The organism is Vibrio sp. MOR3, from assembly GCF_001557775.1.
GTDB lineage: Bacteria > Pseudomonadota > Gammaproteobacteria > Enterobacterales > Vibrionaceae > Vibrio > Vibrio jasicida.
In genome coordinates, this window is record NZ_LNRD01000007.1 from 134744 (window position 1) to 151982 (window position 17239).

15 protein-coding genes and 1 other RNA gene are annotated in these 17239 nt (G+C 45.2%); 5 read left to right on the forward strand and 11 right to left on the reverse strand.

The genetic code is table 11. The features are described 5' to 3' along the window. Positions 1 to 50 precede the first annotated feature (50 nt). The 3 genes from ATB76_RS15155 to ATB76_RS15165 all read right to left on the reverse strand — a co-directional run bounded on the left by ATB76_RS15155 (position 51) and on the right by ATB76_RS15165 (position 3949). Positions 51 to 1502, reverse strand: coding sequence for an MATE family efflux transporter (locus ATB76_RS15155; protein WP_061035612.1), 1452 nt, complete (start codon positions 1500 to 1502; stop codon positions 51 to 53). Positions 1503 to 1565: 63 nt separating this feature from the next. Next, positions 1566 to 1985 (reverse strand): CBS domain-containing protein, encoded by a 420-nt coding sequence (locus ATB76_RS15160; protein ID WP_038866642.1) that lies wholly within the window; start codon positions 1983 to 1985, stop codon positions 1566 to 1568. Positions 1986 to 2329: 344 nt separating this feature from the next. Then, entirely contained in the window at positions 2330 to 3949 is a 1620-nt protein-coding gene (locus tag ATB76_RS15165) for an NAD(P)/FAD-dependent oxidoreductase (protein WP_061035613.1), read from the reverse strand. A 232-nt stretch (positions 3950 to 4181) separates the two neighbouring features. Here ATB76_RS15165 and fdxA point away from each other — a divergent pair, with 232 nt between their 5' ends. Then, on the forward strand, positions 4182 to 4505 hold the full coding sequence (fdxA, locus tag ATB76_RS15170; protein WP_005431654.1) for a ferredoxin FdxA: 324 nt from the start codon (positions 4182 to 4184) through the stop codon (positions 4503 to 4505). A gap of 90 nt (positions 4506 to 4595) precedes the next feature. Here fdxA and ATB76_RS15175 read toward each other — a convergent pair whose 3' ends face one another. The 5 genes from ATB76_RS15175 to ATB76_RS15195 form a co-directional block, all read right to left on the reverse strand. Then, positions 4596 to 5330 carry an RNA methyltransferase gene (locus tag ATB76_RS15175; protein WP_061035614.1) on the reverse strand — a complete coding sequence of 245 codons (735 nt, stop codon included), beginning with the start codon at positions 5328 to 5330 and terminating at the stop codon, positions 4596 to 4598. A gap of 183 nt (positions 5331 to 5513) precedes the next feature. Further along, on the reverse strand, positions 5514 to 8267 hold the full coding sequence (locus ATB76_RS15180) for a cation-transporting P-type ATPase (RefSeq protein WP_061035615.1): 2754 nt from the start codon (positions 8265 to 8267) through the stop codon (positions 5514 to 5516). A gap of 707 nt (positions 8268 to 8974) precedes the next feature. After that, an RNA gene (gene ffs / locus ATB76_RS15185) (signal recognition particle sRNA small type) lies at positions 8975 to 9071 on the reverse strand. 136 nt (positions 9072 to 9207) lie between these two features. Then, positions 9208 to 11211, reverse strand: coding sequence for a GGDEF domain-containing protein (locus ATB76_RS15190; protein WP_061035616.1), 2004 nt, complete (start codon positions 11209 to 11211; stop codon positions 9208 to 9210). A gap of 172 nt (positions 11212 to 11383) precedes the next feature. Then, a complete protein-coding gene (locus tag ATB76_RS15195; RefSeq protein ID WP_039978198.1) occupies positions 11384 to 12127 on the reverse strand; it encodes a hypothetical protein in 744 nt (247 codons plus the stop codon). Between the two features lie 272 nt (positions 12128 to 12399). Between ATB76_RS15195 and ATB76_RS15200 the strand changes: the two genes are divergently transcribed. Beyond that, the gene (locus ATB76_RS15200; RefSeq protein WP_061035661.1) at positions 12400 to 12702 is read left to right on the forward strand and encodes a DNA base-flipping protein; all 303 of its coding nucleotides are present in this window, start codon (positions 12400 to 12402) and stop codon (positions 12700 to 12702) included. Between the two features lie 38 nt (positions 12703 to 12740). On the opposite strand, the gene ATB76_RS15205 is transcribed toward ATB76_RS15200, so the two are convergent. Further along, a complete protein-coding gene (locus ATB76_RS15205) occupies positions 12741 to 13175 on the reverse strand; it encodes a YbaY family lipoprotein (protein WP_038875861.1) in 435 nt (144 codons plus the stop codon). Between the two features lie 167 nt (positions 13176 to 13342). Here ATB76_RS15205 and tesB point away from each other — a divergent pair, with 167 nt between their 5' ends. Next, entirely contained in the window at positions 13343 to 14203 is an 861-nt protein-coding gene (tesB, locus tag ATB76_RS15210; RefSeq protein WP_039978202.1) for an acyl-CoA thioesterase II, read from the forward strand. Between the two features lie 73 nt (positions 14204 to 14276). Here the strand turns inward: tesB and ATB76_RS15215 are convergent, their stop codons facing one another. Next, positions 14277 to 14744: an Lrp/AsnC family transcriptional regulator gene (locus tag ATB76_RS15215; protein WP_054755717.1), complete on the reverse strand. Its 468-nt coding sequence runs from the start codon at positions 14742 to 14744 to the stop codon at positions 14277 to 14279. Between the two features lie 145 nt (positions 14745 to 14889). Between ATB76_RS15215 and ATB76_RS15220 the strand changes: the two genes are divergently transcribed. Continuing rightward, complete coding sequence (locus tag ATB76_RS15220; RefSeq protein WP_038866618.1) at positions 14890 to 15984, forward strand: PLP-dependent cysteine synthase family protein; 1095 nt, start codon at positions 14890 to 14892, stop codon at positions 15982 to 15984. Between the two features lie 71 nt (positions 15985 to 16055). Here the strand turns inward: ATB76_RS15220 and ATB76_RS15225 are convergent, their stop codons facing one another. Next, positions 16056 to 16373, reverse strand: a complete 318-nt coding sequence (locus ATB76_RS15225) for a DUF1244 domain-containing protein (RefSeq protein ID WP_005431642.1) — start codon at positions 16371 to 16373, stop codon at positions 16056 to 16058. 202 nt (positions 16374 to 16575) lie between these two features. On the opposite strand from ATB76_RS15225, the gene ATB76_RS15230 reads away from it, so the two are divergent. Beyond that, positions 16576 to 17151, forward strand: a complete 576-nt coding sequence (locus ATB76_RS15230) for a porin family protein (RefSeq protein WP_038866614.1) — start codon at positions 16576 to 16578, stop codon at positions 17149 to 17151. The last annotated feature ends 88 nt before the right edge of the window (positions 17152 to 17239 follow it).

Consider the following 17239-nt stretch of genomic DNA (forward strand, 5'->3'; position numbering starts at 1 on the left):
CCTTGGAGCTTACTCCAAGGTCAAGAGTATTTATGTGAGATTATTAAAATTTACGCTTTTTCTTCTTCTAAGGTGGTGACGACTTCATCGATCAAAACCGCATCGTGAGAACAGAAAGGCTGAGTATTTACGCACGTTATCGCAGGGTCGTCTTCCACCAAGTCTTCGCCAAAGTTTTGCATCAGATCTTTAATGTGTTTATTTAGCACAACCAATGCCAGCAAGCCGAATACGATGGTACCGACCGCTTGTCCATAGAGCACACCAAGCGCGCCATACCATTGCGCCCCAAAGTACACGAAAGGTAAAGTACCAATCGTCGCTTTACCTAAATTCAATGCTGTCGAGTAAAGTGGCTTACCAAGGTTGTTAAACGAGGTATTTGCCACAAACAGAGTGCCATTGAACACAAAGCTGATTGCCACATAAGTGCAGAACGCCACTACAATGATTGCAGCATCACCAGTAAGGCTAAACATCGCAACAATGTAGTCTTGCAATAGATACAGTACAACGCACACCGAAAGTGTATAAATCGTGGTGACTAACAACGAGTCCGTCAGCGTTTTTTTCACGCGTTCCATTCGCTCTGCACCAAAGTTTTGTCCAATAATCGGCCCTACCGCACCTGATAAAGCAAAAATCACAGCAAAACAGACTGGCGTCAAACGTCCAATAACGGCAAAACCAGCCACAAAGTCTTCCCCAAAATGCGCAATGTGCGTCGTTACAATAGCGTTCCCAATAGGGGTTGCGGTATTAGTAATGATAGCGGGCACAGCAATGGCTAGAATTGGCTTAAGGTTGTTTTTGAGGATGCTGTAATCCGGGAATGAAACCAACTTGTGCACTTTCACTAATGGATAGAGCGAGAAAGCCAATACGGTAAATCGAGCAATAACCGACGCAGCTGCAGCCCCTTCAACATTCCATTTGAAGACAAAAATAAACAGAGGATCAAGAATAGCGTTAACAATGCCTCCCGCTAAGGTGGCCCACATGGAACGTTTAGCATCTCCCGCCGCACGCAAACCTGCGCCTGCTGACATGCCTAAGGCGAGAATAGGAGCACTTGGAAGTAGAATATTAAGGTAAGCTTCGGCTCTTTCAGCGGCAACGCCCTCTGCACCAATCGCAGCCAAGAGCTCGGGAATGTGCATGTACATGCCAATAGTGATAACCAAGCTGATCATAAAGGCTGTGAGCATGATACTGCCGCTCATCAACCTCGCTCGGTCAAAGTCCTTTGCACCAATAGACTTGGAGACCAGTGCTCCCATCGCGATTGACGTGCCAATCGAAGCTGACGTTGAGAAAAAGATCAATGTCCCAGCAAAACCAACGGCAGCCGCTAATTCAACTTGCCCCAACATACTGATAAACAACATATCGAGTAAATCGACGACGAACAACGCCATCAAACCAACTGAACCTGCGCCAGACATCACTAAGATGTGGCGCATGGTAGAACCTTGGACAAACTTCGCGTCTTGCGTGGACATATTCTTCCTCAACGACAAAAAGACGCCGAGGCGTCTTTTGTCTGAACTTTTATTATTTTGGCTTTAAACAGGATGTTTGAAACATTCGTTTAGCGTCTTCCCGATAGCCCTCAATACATCACGGCGAGTAATTACACCGACAAGCTTATCTTTATCATCCACCACTGGGTACATTTTCGGTTTCCCCACCTTCATCATATCTGCTAGTTCGATGATGGACATTTCTGGTGACACAGACAGTGCATCTTCGTGCATGCACTCTTCTACTGTGTGGGTATCCTGACAGTGGTAACTGGCTTTAACGAGTTTGTCTAAAAGGTCTTGTTCAGAAAGGAATCCAATGACTTTCTCGTTTTCGTCGATAACGGGACCACCTAGAGTAACACTTTGCATCACCTTATCCAAAGCCGCTGTGAGCGACATGTTTTTGGTGAAAGTCACCGCTTGCAACGTCATGTAATCTTTTACTTTTAGTGAGTGCATTCTTATCTCCTTAGCGGCACATTTTTGCTGCCTTTAAGATAAGTGTCGTCTAATTTCTTGATTTTACTAAATGGAAAATGGCAATTTTATTTATAGGCGTTGTCTATTAATCACAGTCACAATAGATTCATAAGATAGAGCAATGAAAGATCAGTTGCATATTTATGTTGTACGCCACCCGCACGGAAAGATCTGACAGAATGCGATGAAATAAGGAAAAAACTGGAAACAAACAGGCTTAAAATCGGAAAAGAAAAAGGGGTTAGGTTAATTAGCTATGCATCACGCACAAAAAAGCCAGCCTCAAATTGGGCTGGCTTTCGACAAATTATTATCTGCTGAAATTATGCATTTTGCATTGTTTCAACGATATCACGAGCAACCGCTTCGGCGACTTTAATGCCATCAATACCCGCAGAAAGAATACCACCCGCGTAACCTGCACCTTCGCCCGCTGGGAAGAAACCTTTCAGATTAATACTTTGGAAGTCTTTACCACGCTTGATGCAAACTGGAGAAGACGTACGCGTCTCAACACCAGTCAGTAGACCGTCTTCAGAAGCAAAGCCTTTGATCTTACGATCGAATGCTGGAATCGCTTCACGAATCGCTTCGATTGCAAACGGTGGAAGCGCCTTAGAAAGATCAGTCAGTTTGATGCCAGGTGTAAACGATGGTTCAACATCACCCAACGCACTTGGATCGCGACCTTTCAGGAAGTCACCAATTTTCTGTGCTGGTGCGTCGTAGTTCTCACCGCCGAGTGTGTAAGCGCCCGATTCTAGTTCACGTTGGAAACGGATACCCGCCAGAGGATCACCCGGGTAGTCAACCTCTGGAGAAATGCCCACTACGATTGCGCTGTTCGCGTTACGCTCTGCACGTGAATATTGGCTCATACCGTTTGTTACTACACGACCTTCTTCAGAAGTCGCAGCAACAACAGTACCGCCAGGACACATACAGAAGCTATAAACCGTACGACCATTCTTACAATGGTGAACCAGTTTATAGTCCGCTGCCCCAAGAATTGGGTGACCTGCACTTGGACCAAAACGCGCTTCGTCGATCATCGCTTGTTTATGTTCGATACGGAAACCAACAGAGAATGGCTTCGCTTCCATGTAAACACCACGGTCATGCAGCATTTCGAAAGTATCACGAGCACTGTGACCAACTGCCAGAACAACGTGACGAGATTTGATCTCTTCACCGTTTGATAGCGTTACGCCTGTGATTTGACCATCTTCCATATGTAGATCGTCAACACGAGTGCTAAAGTGGATCTCACCACCTAGCTCGATGATTTTCGCGCGCATCTTCTCGATCATGGTAACCAGTTTAAAGGTACCGATGTGCGGCTTACTTACGTATAGAATTTCTTCTGGTGCGCCAGCTGCAACAAACTCAGTGATCACTTTACGACCGTAGAAATTTGGATCTTTCACTTGGCTGTAAAGCTTACCGTCAGAGAAAGTACCTGCGCCGCCCTCACCAAACTGTACGTTTGATTCTGGGTTTAGTGTGCGTTTACGCCAAAAGCCGAACGTGTCTTTAGTACGCTCACGCACTTCTTTACCACGCTCAACGATGATTGGGTTAAAACCCATTTGAGCCAAAACCAAACCCGCAAACAGACCACAAGGACCAAAACCGATCACCACTGGGCGTTCTGTTAGGTTATCTGGTGCTTTCGCAACAAATTTGTATTCCATATCTGGTGTTTGGCGAACGTGCGGATCTTTTTCGAATTTCGCTAGCAACGCTTCTTCATCACCTTCAACGATGATGTCTAGCGTGTAGATAAGATGAATATTGGTTTTCTTACGAGCATCGTAGCCGCGTCTAAAGACATTAAAAGAGATAACTTTCTCAGCAGCAATGCCAAGCTTTTTAGTAATCGCGTCCAATAGCGCGCCTTCCTCATGATCAAGAGGAAGTTTAATTTCATTAATACGAATCATGTGATGTCTCGTTATGGTAGGTGTCTTAGCCAGAACTGCTATTTTCTCCTCGTTAATATCAAGGGTGAAAAAGCAGTCAGCTCACAATGGCGCGCATTTTACGAGAAATTGATTTGTCTGTCATACTAAATCCAAGTTGCGCGGCGGAATTAACGTAGCGAATGTTGAATTTTGCCTTGGGATGAGTATTATCCCCATTCTTCATTTTTGACTAACTTAAGAGCTGATTATCATGGCGTTTGTCGTAACCGATAACTGTATCCAATGTAAATACACTGACTGTGTCGCGGTATGCCCTGCTGATGCCTTCCACGAAGGCCCAAACTTTATGGTAATCAACCCGATTGAGTGCATCGACTGTGGTTTGTGCGTGGACGAATGTGCCGCAGCCGCTATCTTCCAAGAAGACGAGCTGCCAGAAGATCAAGTGATCTACAAGGAGCTCAACGCAGAACTTGCAGAAATCTGGCCGGTACAAACTGAAGTGAAGCCAGCAATGGATGAAGCGGAAAAGTGGAACGGCGTGCCAAACAAGTTGGACATGCTAGAAAAATAAGCGCATTAAAACGAAAAAAGCGTAATGAACCTCAACTTGAAAAAGTCTGACTCGTTACGCTTTTTTTGTATCTATGATTCGTTGAGGCGATTAGCTGTTTTGACGACGCATGTTGTCCAGAATAATACCTGTCGCCATTGCCACGTTTAGAGACTCTGCACCGCCAAACGCTGGAATGGTAATCTTGTCGGTCACAAACTTCGATGCCGCTTCACGTATACCGTGAGATTCACTGCCCATCAACAAAATGCACTCTGCTGAGAATTCCGTCTTGTGCACACTCTCGCCCTCAAGGAAAGCGCCATACACTGGCAAGTTTGCATCTTCTAGGTAGCTTGGTAAATCCACTAGGCTCACTTGCACGCGACCAAAGCTGCCCATCGTTGCACTGATGGTTTTTGGGTTGTATGGATCGGCACAATCTGTACTCGCGATGATGTGCTTGATACCGTACCAATCTGCTACGCGAATGATCGTACCTAGGTTGCCTGGATCAGAAACGCCATCCAATGCGATCATCAAGCCTTTTGCCTGAGGCACTGTTACGTTTGGAATTTCAACCACAGCAATGGCTGCATTGTTGCTCACCAGCGTACTTGCTTTAGTTAAGTCATCTAGTGTCGCTTCAATACATTCGAAACTGTTGAGTTCTTGACGATGCTCTTCCAGAAACTCAGCCGTCGCAAAAATCTGCTTTACCGTGAGTGAGCTGTTCGCCAATTCCAGTACGTTCTTTTCACCTTGAACCAGAAATAAGCCGTGCGCTTTACGCTGCTTCTTTTGACCTAAAGCACGCAGCAGTTTTAGTTGGTTTTTTGAAATCATGAAAATATCCCAGATGAAAGTTGGTGAAGTACCAGATGAAAACGGGGGGATTATAGAGTAAACCTTCGCACAGCTAAAGAGATGCCTTGCTTGAGAGAAAAGAAAAGCCCGCCAAGCTATCACTCTCGGCGGGCTTTAGGCATCTGTCGCTTCCCTATGCTGAAAGAATCGACATTACCATTCTTAAACGACTTTGGTTTTCGTCATCTCTTTAATACCAGACAAAATGAATGTCGGTAGCGAAGACACAAGAATCACACCAAATAGGTGACCAGCACTTAGTGCCTCTGTGTTAAAGATCAACTGACCAAGACCGGTGTAAATCACGCCAAGGGACAGCGTTGCCGATAATGCTACTGCGCCCAAGAGGTATTTGTTGGTGAACGGGTTCTTGCGGTATAGCGAACTAAAACTGCGCGAATCGAACAAGTGCCATAGCTGAGCAAAAATCAGCATTGCGAACGCCATCGTTTGTGCATACTGCGCGCTTTGACCACTGCTCAGTGCCCAGTTGAACGCCAAGTAGCTCATACCGCCTAATGCCAAACCACGCGTCACAATACGTGTACCCAGATGGTCGCTGAAGAAACTTTCGTTACGCTTACGCGGCTTACGCTCCATCAGATCTTTCTCTTCAGGTTCTACACCTAATGCCAGCGCTGGCAGACCATCTGAGACTAGGTTGATCCATAGAATCATTAGCGGCGTAAGTGGCAGAATCGCCTCTGGCCCCATCATCAAGAAAGCAAACAAGATAACTGATACTTCACCCACGTTCGCCGTCAGTGCTTGGCGAATAAACTTACGCAAGTTATCGAAGATCTGACGACCTTGGCGCACGGCTTTCACGATCGTACTGAAGTTATCATCCAGTAGAATCAAATCGCCCGAATCTTTGGCTACCGATGTACCAGTGATACCCATTGCAACACCGATGTCCGCACGGCGAAGAGCTGGCGCGTCGTTCACGCCGTCACCTGTCATCGCTGCCACTTCATTATTGTGTTGCTGAGCTTGAACAATGCGCAGTTTGTGTTCTGGTGTTACACGAGCAAAGACGGCAACTTCAGGACAGATTTTACGTAGCGCTTCATCATCCATCTCATCCAGTTGTGCGCCCGTAATGACCAAGTCTTTTTCACTGCGGATAATGCCGATTTCACGTGCAATTGCCGCTGCAGTAAGTGCGTGGTCACCGGTGATCATCACCGTGCGAACGCCTGCGTTATAACAGCTTTCTACTGCGTCGCGAACTTCTGGACGTGGAGGGTCCATGATTCCGTACAAACCAAGTACGGTCACATCTTTCTCTAGCTCAGCAGGATCACGCTTGAGATCATCTTCAGTCAGCTCTTTATAACCTACTGCCAAAGTGCGAAGCGCTTGCTCTGCAAAGTCCTGAATTGCCGCTTCGTAGTTCGCAATCACCTCTTCTGCTGGGCTTGCCGCTAACGCTAAGCTGCCTGTCGACATCGTTGGTGCCGTAGGTAACTCACCACCATCGACCATAAAGCCAGAGGCATTGCGTAACACCACATCTGGCGCACCTTTAATAGCAAGGAAGTGCTTACCATCCGGTCCTTTAACAATCACTGACGCCATCTTACGTGCAGAATCAAACGGGAACTTCTCAACGATAGAGTAACCGCCTGTCGATAGCATGTCTGATTGCTCCAGACCCGCTTTTGCCGCTGCAACAATCAATGCGCCTTCGGTTGGGTTACCACGCACAGACGAGTTATCACCATTTTTGATGTACTCCGCATCATTACACAGGGTCGCAACCACTAAGCCTTTCATCATCTCTGGGCTTTGCTTTGCATCAACCGTGTGGCCTAGAGGTTTGAATTCACCTTCAGGACTAAAGCCTTTGCCTGACACTTCCCAGTAACGACCACTTGCGTCGTACGCTTTCATTACCTGCATTTGGTTTTGTGTCAGCGTACCGGTTTTATCTGAACAGATAACCGTGGTTGAACCCAGCGTCTCAATCGCAGAAAGCTGCTTCGCCAATGCGTTGTTCTTCACCATGCGCGTTGAGCCCATCGTCAACACAATTGAGATAACTGTTGGCAGACCTTCTGGAATCGCCGCTACCGACAACGAAATACCCGTGTTGAGGATTTCCTGCCAAGGCATACCGTGGTAAAGGCCGATACCACAAACCACAGCCACCACACCCAAAGCCGCAACCATTAAGATTTTTGCGATGGTATCCATACGCTCTTGCATTGGTGTTTTGGTTTCTTCAGTGTTTGCCATCATGTCCGCGATGTGGCCAACTTCGGTCTTCATGCCTGTGCTGACAACCACACCCAAGCCTGTACCAGTGGTCACAATCGTGGTCATAAAGCCCAAATTACGCTGATCACCAAGGCCGACGGTTTCGTCTTCAATCACCTTAACGATTTTATCAACCGGCTCAGACTCACCAGTAAGCGCGGCTTCATCTACCGCAAGACGGTTTGCTTCAATGATGCGCACGTCCGCAGCAAGGATATCGCCCGTATTAATCTTTAGAATGTCACCCGGCACAATGTCACGTGCCAACACATCAATCCATTCGCCATTACGACGAACTTGTGCCGTTGGGGCTGCCATTTCGCGCAGCGCTTCCATGCCCTTCTGAGCTTTAAACTCTTGCCAAAATGCGATGATGGCATTGATGAAGATGATCACAGTGATGGCAATCGCATCCACAAGGTGACCAGTAAAGAAGGAAACAATCGCACCAATACCCAGAATGAAGATCAATGGGTTCTTAAATTGGTGTAGGAATAGCTCAAGGGCAGATTTGCCTTCTTGCTCTTGTAGCTCGTTTTTGCCGTGTTCAGCCTGACGCTGCTCTACTTCTTCCGAAGTCAAACCTTGCTCAGTTGATACATTTAATTGAGTCAGTGTTTCTTCAACCGACTCAGTAAACCACTTTTTAGTCATGGGGGTCTCCAAAAAGCATTCAAGCGACATCAGTACAATTTCAAACTGATAAAAAGCATTCGCTGAATAGAATTGAGTTAAATCGCCTCGCTAGTCACCGTTGCACCGTTTATTTTCATTTTGAATATTCATCAAGAATCTATTCAGTGTTATGCCAGCGAGTAAAAATAACCTACCCGAACCGATGAATACTTGTAATTAACTTTCAGATAGCCAGACAGCGAATGCGGACGAATCTTTGACCCCAATCAATCTCAATTTTATTTTGTCATACAAAAGATCAATTAAGTGTAAATGAACATGAATAAGACCCCGATTAGACTGAAAAAACACTTCATCTTTCCCGAAAAGTGTAATTTTTCTACAAGATGCTTTTATTAAGAGTGGCTAACAAGCGTGACAAAAATGCAAGCTATCCGAAAAGATTTGCAAGGGGAGATAGAAAAATTGCTAATAAAGAATGACCAAATTTAACTAGTCGAAATGCATCCCGTTCGAACTATACGACCAGCATATTTATTCACTCCAAAACAAAAGAGAAATCACAAGAGACACGGCTGAATACTGCATACAAATTTGGTTATGAGTAATGAGAAGCCACCAGCCAGACGAATAGCCAGTTGGGAGGAAGGGAAAAGGTTTGAGAGAGTATTTTACAGAGCAGAAACGAAAAAGCCTCGCTGTATAAGCGAGGCTTTTAAAGGGTGGGACCCCAGCCACATCCCGGCACACAAGTCACCCGCTGCGGCTGCTTCCTTCCGGACCTGACCGAGTTCACGAGCTATTGTTGCGAGAGGACCAGGGCCCCATAATTCTGTTTTGAGAGCCTGTCTCAAATGATGTGAGGATTATTCAGTATCGCCTCTCAGATTGCAAGGGCTAAAGCAACGAATTTAACCATTTCACTTCTGTTTGCACAAAACTCGGTCAATTCAGCCTATTAGGTCCCCGCCGGACAGGAATTTCCGTCACAACAATCACGCGACGCCTGCTTACTGGAGTACATGTTCTCATCAGCTAAATGCATGGCTTGCTCCAGACTCACGCTACGCTCACGTTTAGCTGAAACCCCGACAGAGATAGTCACTTCACTCAGTCCATTTAAAGCTTCATCTTTGACATCCAACTGACTGAGCTCCTCCATTGCTCTTTGCAATTGAACTTCGGTTGGGTATCCGAGCAAAATAAATTCATCCCCTCCGATTCGGTAGCTCCTACCCGCCCATACTCGATGTACTTTGAGAGACAGCAATTGCAGTACGCGATCACCAGCTCGGTGTCCGTAGGTATCGTTGATTTGCTTAAACTGATTAATGTCCAGATAAAGAATCGCTAAGTCTTTTGGTACTCCTTGGCGGTACTTCACATGCAGAGCGCGACGATTTCTCAATCCGGTTAAGTTATCGGTATTAGACTGACGATATAAATACAATGTCACCCCAAGTACAAACACCAACACAAAGATAAACACTGCTTGAGTTTGCGTGGCCAAACGTACTTCGTATTCCAATGCAGTTCGCCAATCAGGCCTTAAATCGTATTGCGCGACAATTTTCTCAAGATCGAGCATAGAAATCGCGCGACTGAAATACGGCGCAAGAATTGCTCCGCGCTCGTTCGCCGCCAGCCCAACCGACAGCTTTGATTGGTAGAATTCACCAATCGCATCATCTTGCTCAATGGGGATAAGTTCGCTCAAGCGTAAGAAGTGGTTGAGCATCGCGGTATCCATTGCGATGTAATCAATCTCTCTTGCTAGCAGTGCTTCGAGCATCGCTTGCTGTGAATCAAAACGATTAAGCTCTTTTAACGGCAGCATTTGCGTCAAAATTTGATCGAAGAAATCGTCTTTCACTACGCCAATACGTTCGGAGATCAACTGAGAGACATGAGAATAAACGTTGGGTTTGTAGCCAAGACGCTTAACCATCACGGACGTCGGAGAGTAATGAGGCTGCGGGAAATAACTGAATGCTCGTCTTTCTCGGCTGATCGTCAATGGAGCAAGCATATCAAACTCCCCCCGAATAAATTGATGATACATGGATTCCCAACTTTCACTTGGCTGACCAACAATCACGCAATTGAGATCCAGAATATCGCAGCTCCTAAGCACAACATCTGCCGTCATACCCTCTACCGAGCCATCCTCGTTATAGACAACGTAGGGAAAAATAGACTCCAGTTTGATCCTAAACGGCTCATTTAAATCGATAGGAAGCTGTTTTAACGACTCTCGTAACGCGGTCTGACGCAATTCAAATTGGTACAGTGCTACTTGCTCTCGTAATAGCTTTTGCACCGATTCGCTATGAATGAAATCAGCAAAGCGATCAAGCTCGTCCAGATGGGTGCCTTTCGCACTTACGATTGATACCGGCTTTATTGATATGTGATCGTTGAGCAATTTGGCATCAAAGCCTTCAAGCAACATAGGCTTGAGTTGGTTGATGGCATCAACAACGCCATCAACTCGATTTGCTCGTAGCAGCGTCAACGCTTCTTCATACCCTTGATAGGGAACCTGAATGACTTCGGGATAGTTTTGTTTGATCAGGTCTTGATAAATAGTGTCTTGGGGAACACCAACAACAGCGGTGTCTTTTAAACTAGTATCACTCACCCCATAGAGGTAAGTGTATTCAATATTGGTCGGACGCGAATAGCTAAACCGCGCTGCTCTCTCATCGGTGTAGGTAATGTTGGCAGCGAAATCACTTTCACCTGTCGCTACCGAATCAAGAATGGCATCGAAACTGGAGTAGTTTACGTATTGGATCGAGACATCAAAGTTTTCTGCTACTGCATCAAACAGGACTCGAGTAACGACATCATCCGCTTCTGTCGCAACTTTATAATAAGAGGGTGTTACGGGCTCTGCTTTGAGACTCAGGCTCAGTAAAAAGCAAGCAAAAACCAACAGCCTTTGAACAACTTTAACCATGACTAACGTTTCTAAAATGCCTCTATATCCATAGAGGTTAAGATTGAATTTTTATTTTTAAATACACAATAAATATGAAAAGCCGAACATATAACATCCGGCCTATTATTTCATAATCAGATCAGGAGTCTGCCGCACGGGTCACTATTTAGTCAGCGCGCTTACAACTATTTTATAACTCGGCCTGCTCATCACTACTACGTAAGATGTAGTCTGTCATCCATGCTGTACCAAGTAAGCATATCCAAACCACGAAAACAGGGTTTGGCACTTCAATATTCGGACTGACTACCAAAGCGGCAAAACCTACTGTCGGTAACGTCCAACACAGTAGTTTACCCCAGCGTATTGAATTTTTAATCTTAGTCAGCGCTTCCATGGACGCTAAAATACCTGTGATACCTAATGCCAAAAGTACCGCATAAGGTAGGCCAGCTATCCACAATGGCAGCAACAATAACAACGACCACCAGCTGTGTTTTTCGGAAGGTCTCCAACTTCTCGCGGCCCACCACATCACCACAACGGACAGAGTCTGCAAAACAGTAAGCCATGGTGAACCATCTAACTTACCTGCTTGCTGCGTTACCATAATGCCAACTTGAAGTGTCAATACGATCAAACCTGCGGTGAGCAACACGCCCAGTGAGCTGCGTCGAGAAAAAACCACCATGAGCAACGGAAACAGCACTAAGGTACCAATGGATAAAGCGATCGGCTGCATAGACAACGTAACACCATAGACAGTCATCGCACCCAGTAACACTAGGCCAGCGAAGCCCCCTTGCGGCAAGATCCACAGTGCAGGAATCATCAAAGCAATAACAGGAATGTCACCCTCACTTAAACTAATGGCACGCGCGCACACCACAGCAAGTAGAGTCGTAACAAGAAATTGAAGTGTCGAAAAAATCATAGCGCCTCCTGGCTTCCCCAACCAACTTGGTAATTCAACGGCCAACCTCTTTCGGTTATAACGTCATTGAACGGGTCTAGATTCAAGCTAAGCTTGAGCTTATTTTTGCATTGCTAACCTACTCTTTGAGATCAATGTACAGCTCAGAAAAAAGGGAACGTAAACGGTGTTATTTTGTGAGCAGTAAGTGATGTTAAGGAGCAAGAACTGATAGCGAAATACAAGTCTTGTGTATTACCATTCCTTGGTAAACAACAATGGACACTGTCAGTATGGACCAATTTTTAATGCAAATCTTTGCTGTAATTCACCAAATTCCCACAGGGCGAGTGTCGACCTACGGTGAAATTGCCAAAATGGCAGGCTATCCGGGCTATGCAAGGCACGTCGGTAAAGCGCTGGGTAACCTACCAGAAGGCAGCAAATTACCTTGGTTCCGAGTCATTAATAGTCAAGGAAAGATTTCGTTAAAAGGCCGAGATCTTGAACGACAAAAGTGCAAGCTAGAAGCAGAAGGCATCGAAGTGTCTGAAGTCGGAAAAGTATCCCTTAGAAAATATAAATGGCAGCCTTAAGCTGCCATTTTTTTATTCGTTTTGTTTGAAGGTAGCGATTAACGCGTACCAACAAGGCGAATGTTCGCTTCGTGCGTTTGTTCTGCATCCGTGATAACTGGAATGCTAGTATCATTAATAAAGCGCAGCTTACCATCAACTTCGATACGAGCACGTAGGCTATAACGATGGTTAGGTTTAATATCGTTGCTGTTGTAGCTCAGTTCAAACGCTAGAGGCACTTGTTTACCTTCTGTTTCGAACGTTTGTTTCGCTAGAACTTTCGCAGGAGCATCCGCTAAAGAAACATCTTCAAGTGCTACCGTTACTACTGCGTGTGGAGGCAGTGCAATACGCTCGCGGTAAGCCACTGTACCTGTAATTGTCTTCATTGACGCCTCAGCCGATTCCATTTCTGTTGTTTGAGAAGTTTGGCAACCCACTAGTGCAGCACCGAATAGTAAAGAAGTAACAAGTAGTAGTGTTTTTTTCATAGTTTCCTCAACGGGTGTATCGATTCGCACTAAGTATAGAGGGAGAATATTAAACTGTCTGCGTTAAATGGATTCATTTGACAATAGTTTGACTAAGTTAGAAATTACCAAACAGTTGATTTTGTTTCATAATTGAAGCAGTAATAAAAACAAGGTGAGGAGACATCATGAGTAAACCATTAAGAGAATTGCTCAGCCTACTACAACTCGAAAAACTAGAAGAAGGCTTGTTCCGTGGTCAAAGCGAGAACCTAGGTTTACCTCAAGTTTATGGTGGTCAGGTTATTGGACAAGCGTTATCCGCAGCACGTTACACGGTAGAAGACGCACGCACCGTGCATTCATTCCACAGTTACTTCCTATACCCTGGCGATCCTGAAAAGCCGATCATTTACGATGTTGAAAACCTGCGTGATGGCCGCAGCTTCAGTACTCGACGCGTGAAAGCGATTCAGAACGGTCGCCCTATTTTCTACCTTACTGCCTCTTACCATGGGGATACGCCTGGGTTTGACCATCAAAACGCAATGCCCGACATTCCGGGGCCAGAGAACTTTCCATCCGAATCGGAACTCGCAAGTCACATTGCTGAGTTTTTGCCAGAAAGGCTGCGCAAAACATTCTGTGGAGAAAAGTCGATAGAGACTCGCCCAGTGAACATCGTCAATCCTCTCAAGCCTAAAAAGACAGAACCGAAGCAATATCTATGGATTCGTGCCAACGGTGAGATGCCAGACAACCAGCTCATTCATCAATATCTATTGGCTTATGCTTCTGATTGGGGGTTTTTAACCACAGCACTGCACCCGCATGAAGTATCGCTGATGACGCCAAACTTCCAAGTGGCAACCATCGACCACTCTATCTGGTTCCACCGTCCATTTAAGATGGATGAATGGTTGCTGTATGCCATCGAAAGCCCAACAGCAAGCAATACGCGTGGTTTGGTTCGTGGTGAGATCTACAACCAACAAGGCCACCTTGTTGCTACCGCAGTTCAAGAAGGCGTGATGCGTTATACCAAGTAGCTTGTTGTAAATTGCAACGAAAGAAGGAGTGCCGAAGCGCTCCTTCCTAATATTCCGAATTATCTTAAATCACTTAACCGCCGTAAATAGGCAACTCCGTCGTGTACTTTATCGGTTCCATTGCAAAAGTTGATGTCACGTTCGACAAACCTTTTACGCTGTTGACGAGCCGCTTGTAAAACTCGTCAAAACACTTCATGTCTTTAACCAATACTTTCATCATATAGTCGTATTCACCCGCCATACGATAAAACTCCATCACTTCAGGGAAATCACTCACTGTGGTAACAAAATGGTGATACCAATCTTCAGAGTGGTCACTGGTCTTTAATTGGACAAAAGCGATGAATGACAAATCAAGTTTTTCTGCATTCAGCAACGCGACTCGCTTTTCTATGTAACCTTCATCTTCTAGCTTCTTCATCCGCTTCCAACAAGGTGTTGTGGTTAGATTCACCCGTTCAGCTAAGTCGTTCAAAGACAAGGTGCCATCGGTTTGAAGTAAAGAAAGTAACGTCTTGTCGATTTTATCCAAGTTCATTTCTATAAAAACCTTACAAAGTAGAATTTTTTTCTATCATTAGTGAATATCAAAACAATAATAGCAAAGTTTTTCTCTACATTTATAGGTAGATTATCCCTATAGACAAAAACAACTACCCTACAAAATTCCGAGGAGACACGTTATGTGTACTGACCACAACTGGATCAACAACGCAGTGCGTAAGATTGAAGCTGATTTCCAACGCTCAGCAGACACTCATCTTTTCAAACTTGATCTTCCTTCTCTTGAAGGCATCGACATCTACCTAAAAGATGAAAGCACACACCCTACAGGTTCATTAAAGCACCGTTTAGCGCGTTCGCTATTCCTTTATGCAATTTGTAACGGCTGGGTTGGTCCAGAAACCACGGTGATCGAAGCATCATCAGGCAGTACAGCGGTTTCTGAAGCGTACTTCGCGCGTCTACTTGGCTTACCGTTTATCGCAGTAATGCCAAAAACCACAGCACGCAAGAAAATTGAACAAATCGAATTCTACGGCGGTAAAGCGCACCTTGTTGACCGTTCAGACCAAATTTATGACGAGTCTCGTCGCCTAGCGAAAGAGCTAAACGGTCACTACATGGACCAATTTACTTACGCAGAGCGCGCAACCGACTGGCGTGGTAACAACAACATTGCGAACTCTATCTTTAGCCAAATGGAGCTAGAAGATCACCCAATCCCAAGTTGGGTTGTGATGAGCCCAGGTACTGGCGGTACATCTGCAACGATTGGTCGCTTTATCCGTTACCAAAAATACGACACAAAACTGTGTGTTGTTGACCCTGAGAACTCAGTATTCTTTGACTACTTCCAGTCTGGTAATGCCGATATCAAAGGTGAAAATGGTAGCAAAATCGAAGGTATCGGTCGCCCACGTGTTGAGCCGAGCTTCATTGCTGGCGTCGTAGACGAAATGCGTAAAATCCCTGATGCAGCAAGCGTGGCGACAGCACATTGGCTATCAGGTCTGATTGGTCGTAAAGTTGGCGCATCGACAGGTACCAACCTGTACGGCGTGTTACAGCTTGCATGTGAGATGAAAAAGCGTGGTGAGAACGGCTCTATCGTTACTTTGCTTTGTGACTCTGGAGAACGCTACCTAGATACTTACTACAACACTGATTGGGTAAAAGAGAACATCGGTGATATCCAACCGTATCTTGCTCAACTTGAGATTATTCAAGCAGAAGGCTGTGTGGAACCCGCATGTTGCGGTCCAATCACTGAGTGATTTTCGCTGAGAATAAAGCAACAGCCCGCTGAAATGAGCGGGCTGTTTTGTATCTGCTTAAATGGTGTCTATTACTTTTTCTGACGCGCTTCAAATGCCGCCAACTGTTCTGGTGTCGCTTTTGGCTGGTGGTTTTGTTTCCATTCATCGTAAGTCATACCATAAACGCGCTCACGAGCATCATCGATGTCGATATCCACACCAAGATCTTCCGCTTCTGCCTTGTACCATTTGCTGAAACAGTTACGACAGAAACCAGCAAGTATCATAAGGTCGATGTTTTGCACGTCTTTGTTTGCATCTAAATGTGCAAGAAGACGACGAAATGTTGCCGCGTCCAGCTTGTCTTGTTCTTCTTGAGTTAGATTTTTGTATTTGAATTCAGCCACTTTACTTTCCTTTTATTTATCTCACAGCTCATAGCAGAGAAATGAGCGAGTTTGATCTGCTTAAAACTTGCGCCATCACAACAAATTTTCGCTCAACATCGCATACTCACCCAAAAGACTGATATGATAACTGCCACTTATCTTATTGATTAAATTAATACTAATTCTAAAAACAGTTCTTCACAAAGGTTATCGCCAAGTTATGAAAAACGCCATTCTAATATTATCGGCACTGACCCTGAGTCTGCCAACTTTCGCAGCTCAAGAGCAAACTCACCAATCCTACTTATACCTAGGCACAGGTAATGTTGGTTTTGACACTCCGAATTTTGGTTCTGATCGCGACAGTGGCTGGTCGACACCTCACATTACGGTTGGCTGGGGTTACCATGTAAACCAATACCTCGCATTTGAAGGGGTATTGCGTTATTCACAAAATGAACTTAAGAATGATGCTCTAAAAACTGACTTAGACCTTCACTATTACCAAGCAGGTATGTCTGCTGTTGTAACGAGTGATAACTTAGGCGATACGCCACTGTCACTATTTGGCCGCGTAACCGCGCTTGGCACTCAAGCTGAAATGTATGTTCCAAACGAACAAAAAGTCACAGACGATTCTGGTGCACTATTCAACATTGGTGCAGGTGTCCATTGGGATATGAGTAAAGATATTTGGCTACGTGCAGAATACATCTACAACGTTGCAGACATGGGCTTTGATGACTTCTACGACAGCTATGAAGGCGTGCAAGTGAGCTTGGGTAAACGCTTCTAATCGAACGCTCCAAGCTGGTTATAAAACCCAAAATTGGAGACAAAGAAAAGCCGAGGTCATTGCCTCGGCTTTTGTGTTTTAAAGTTTG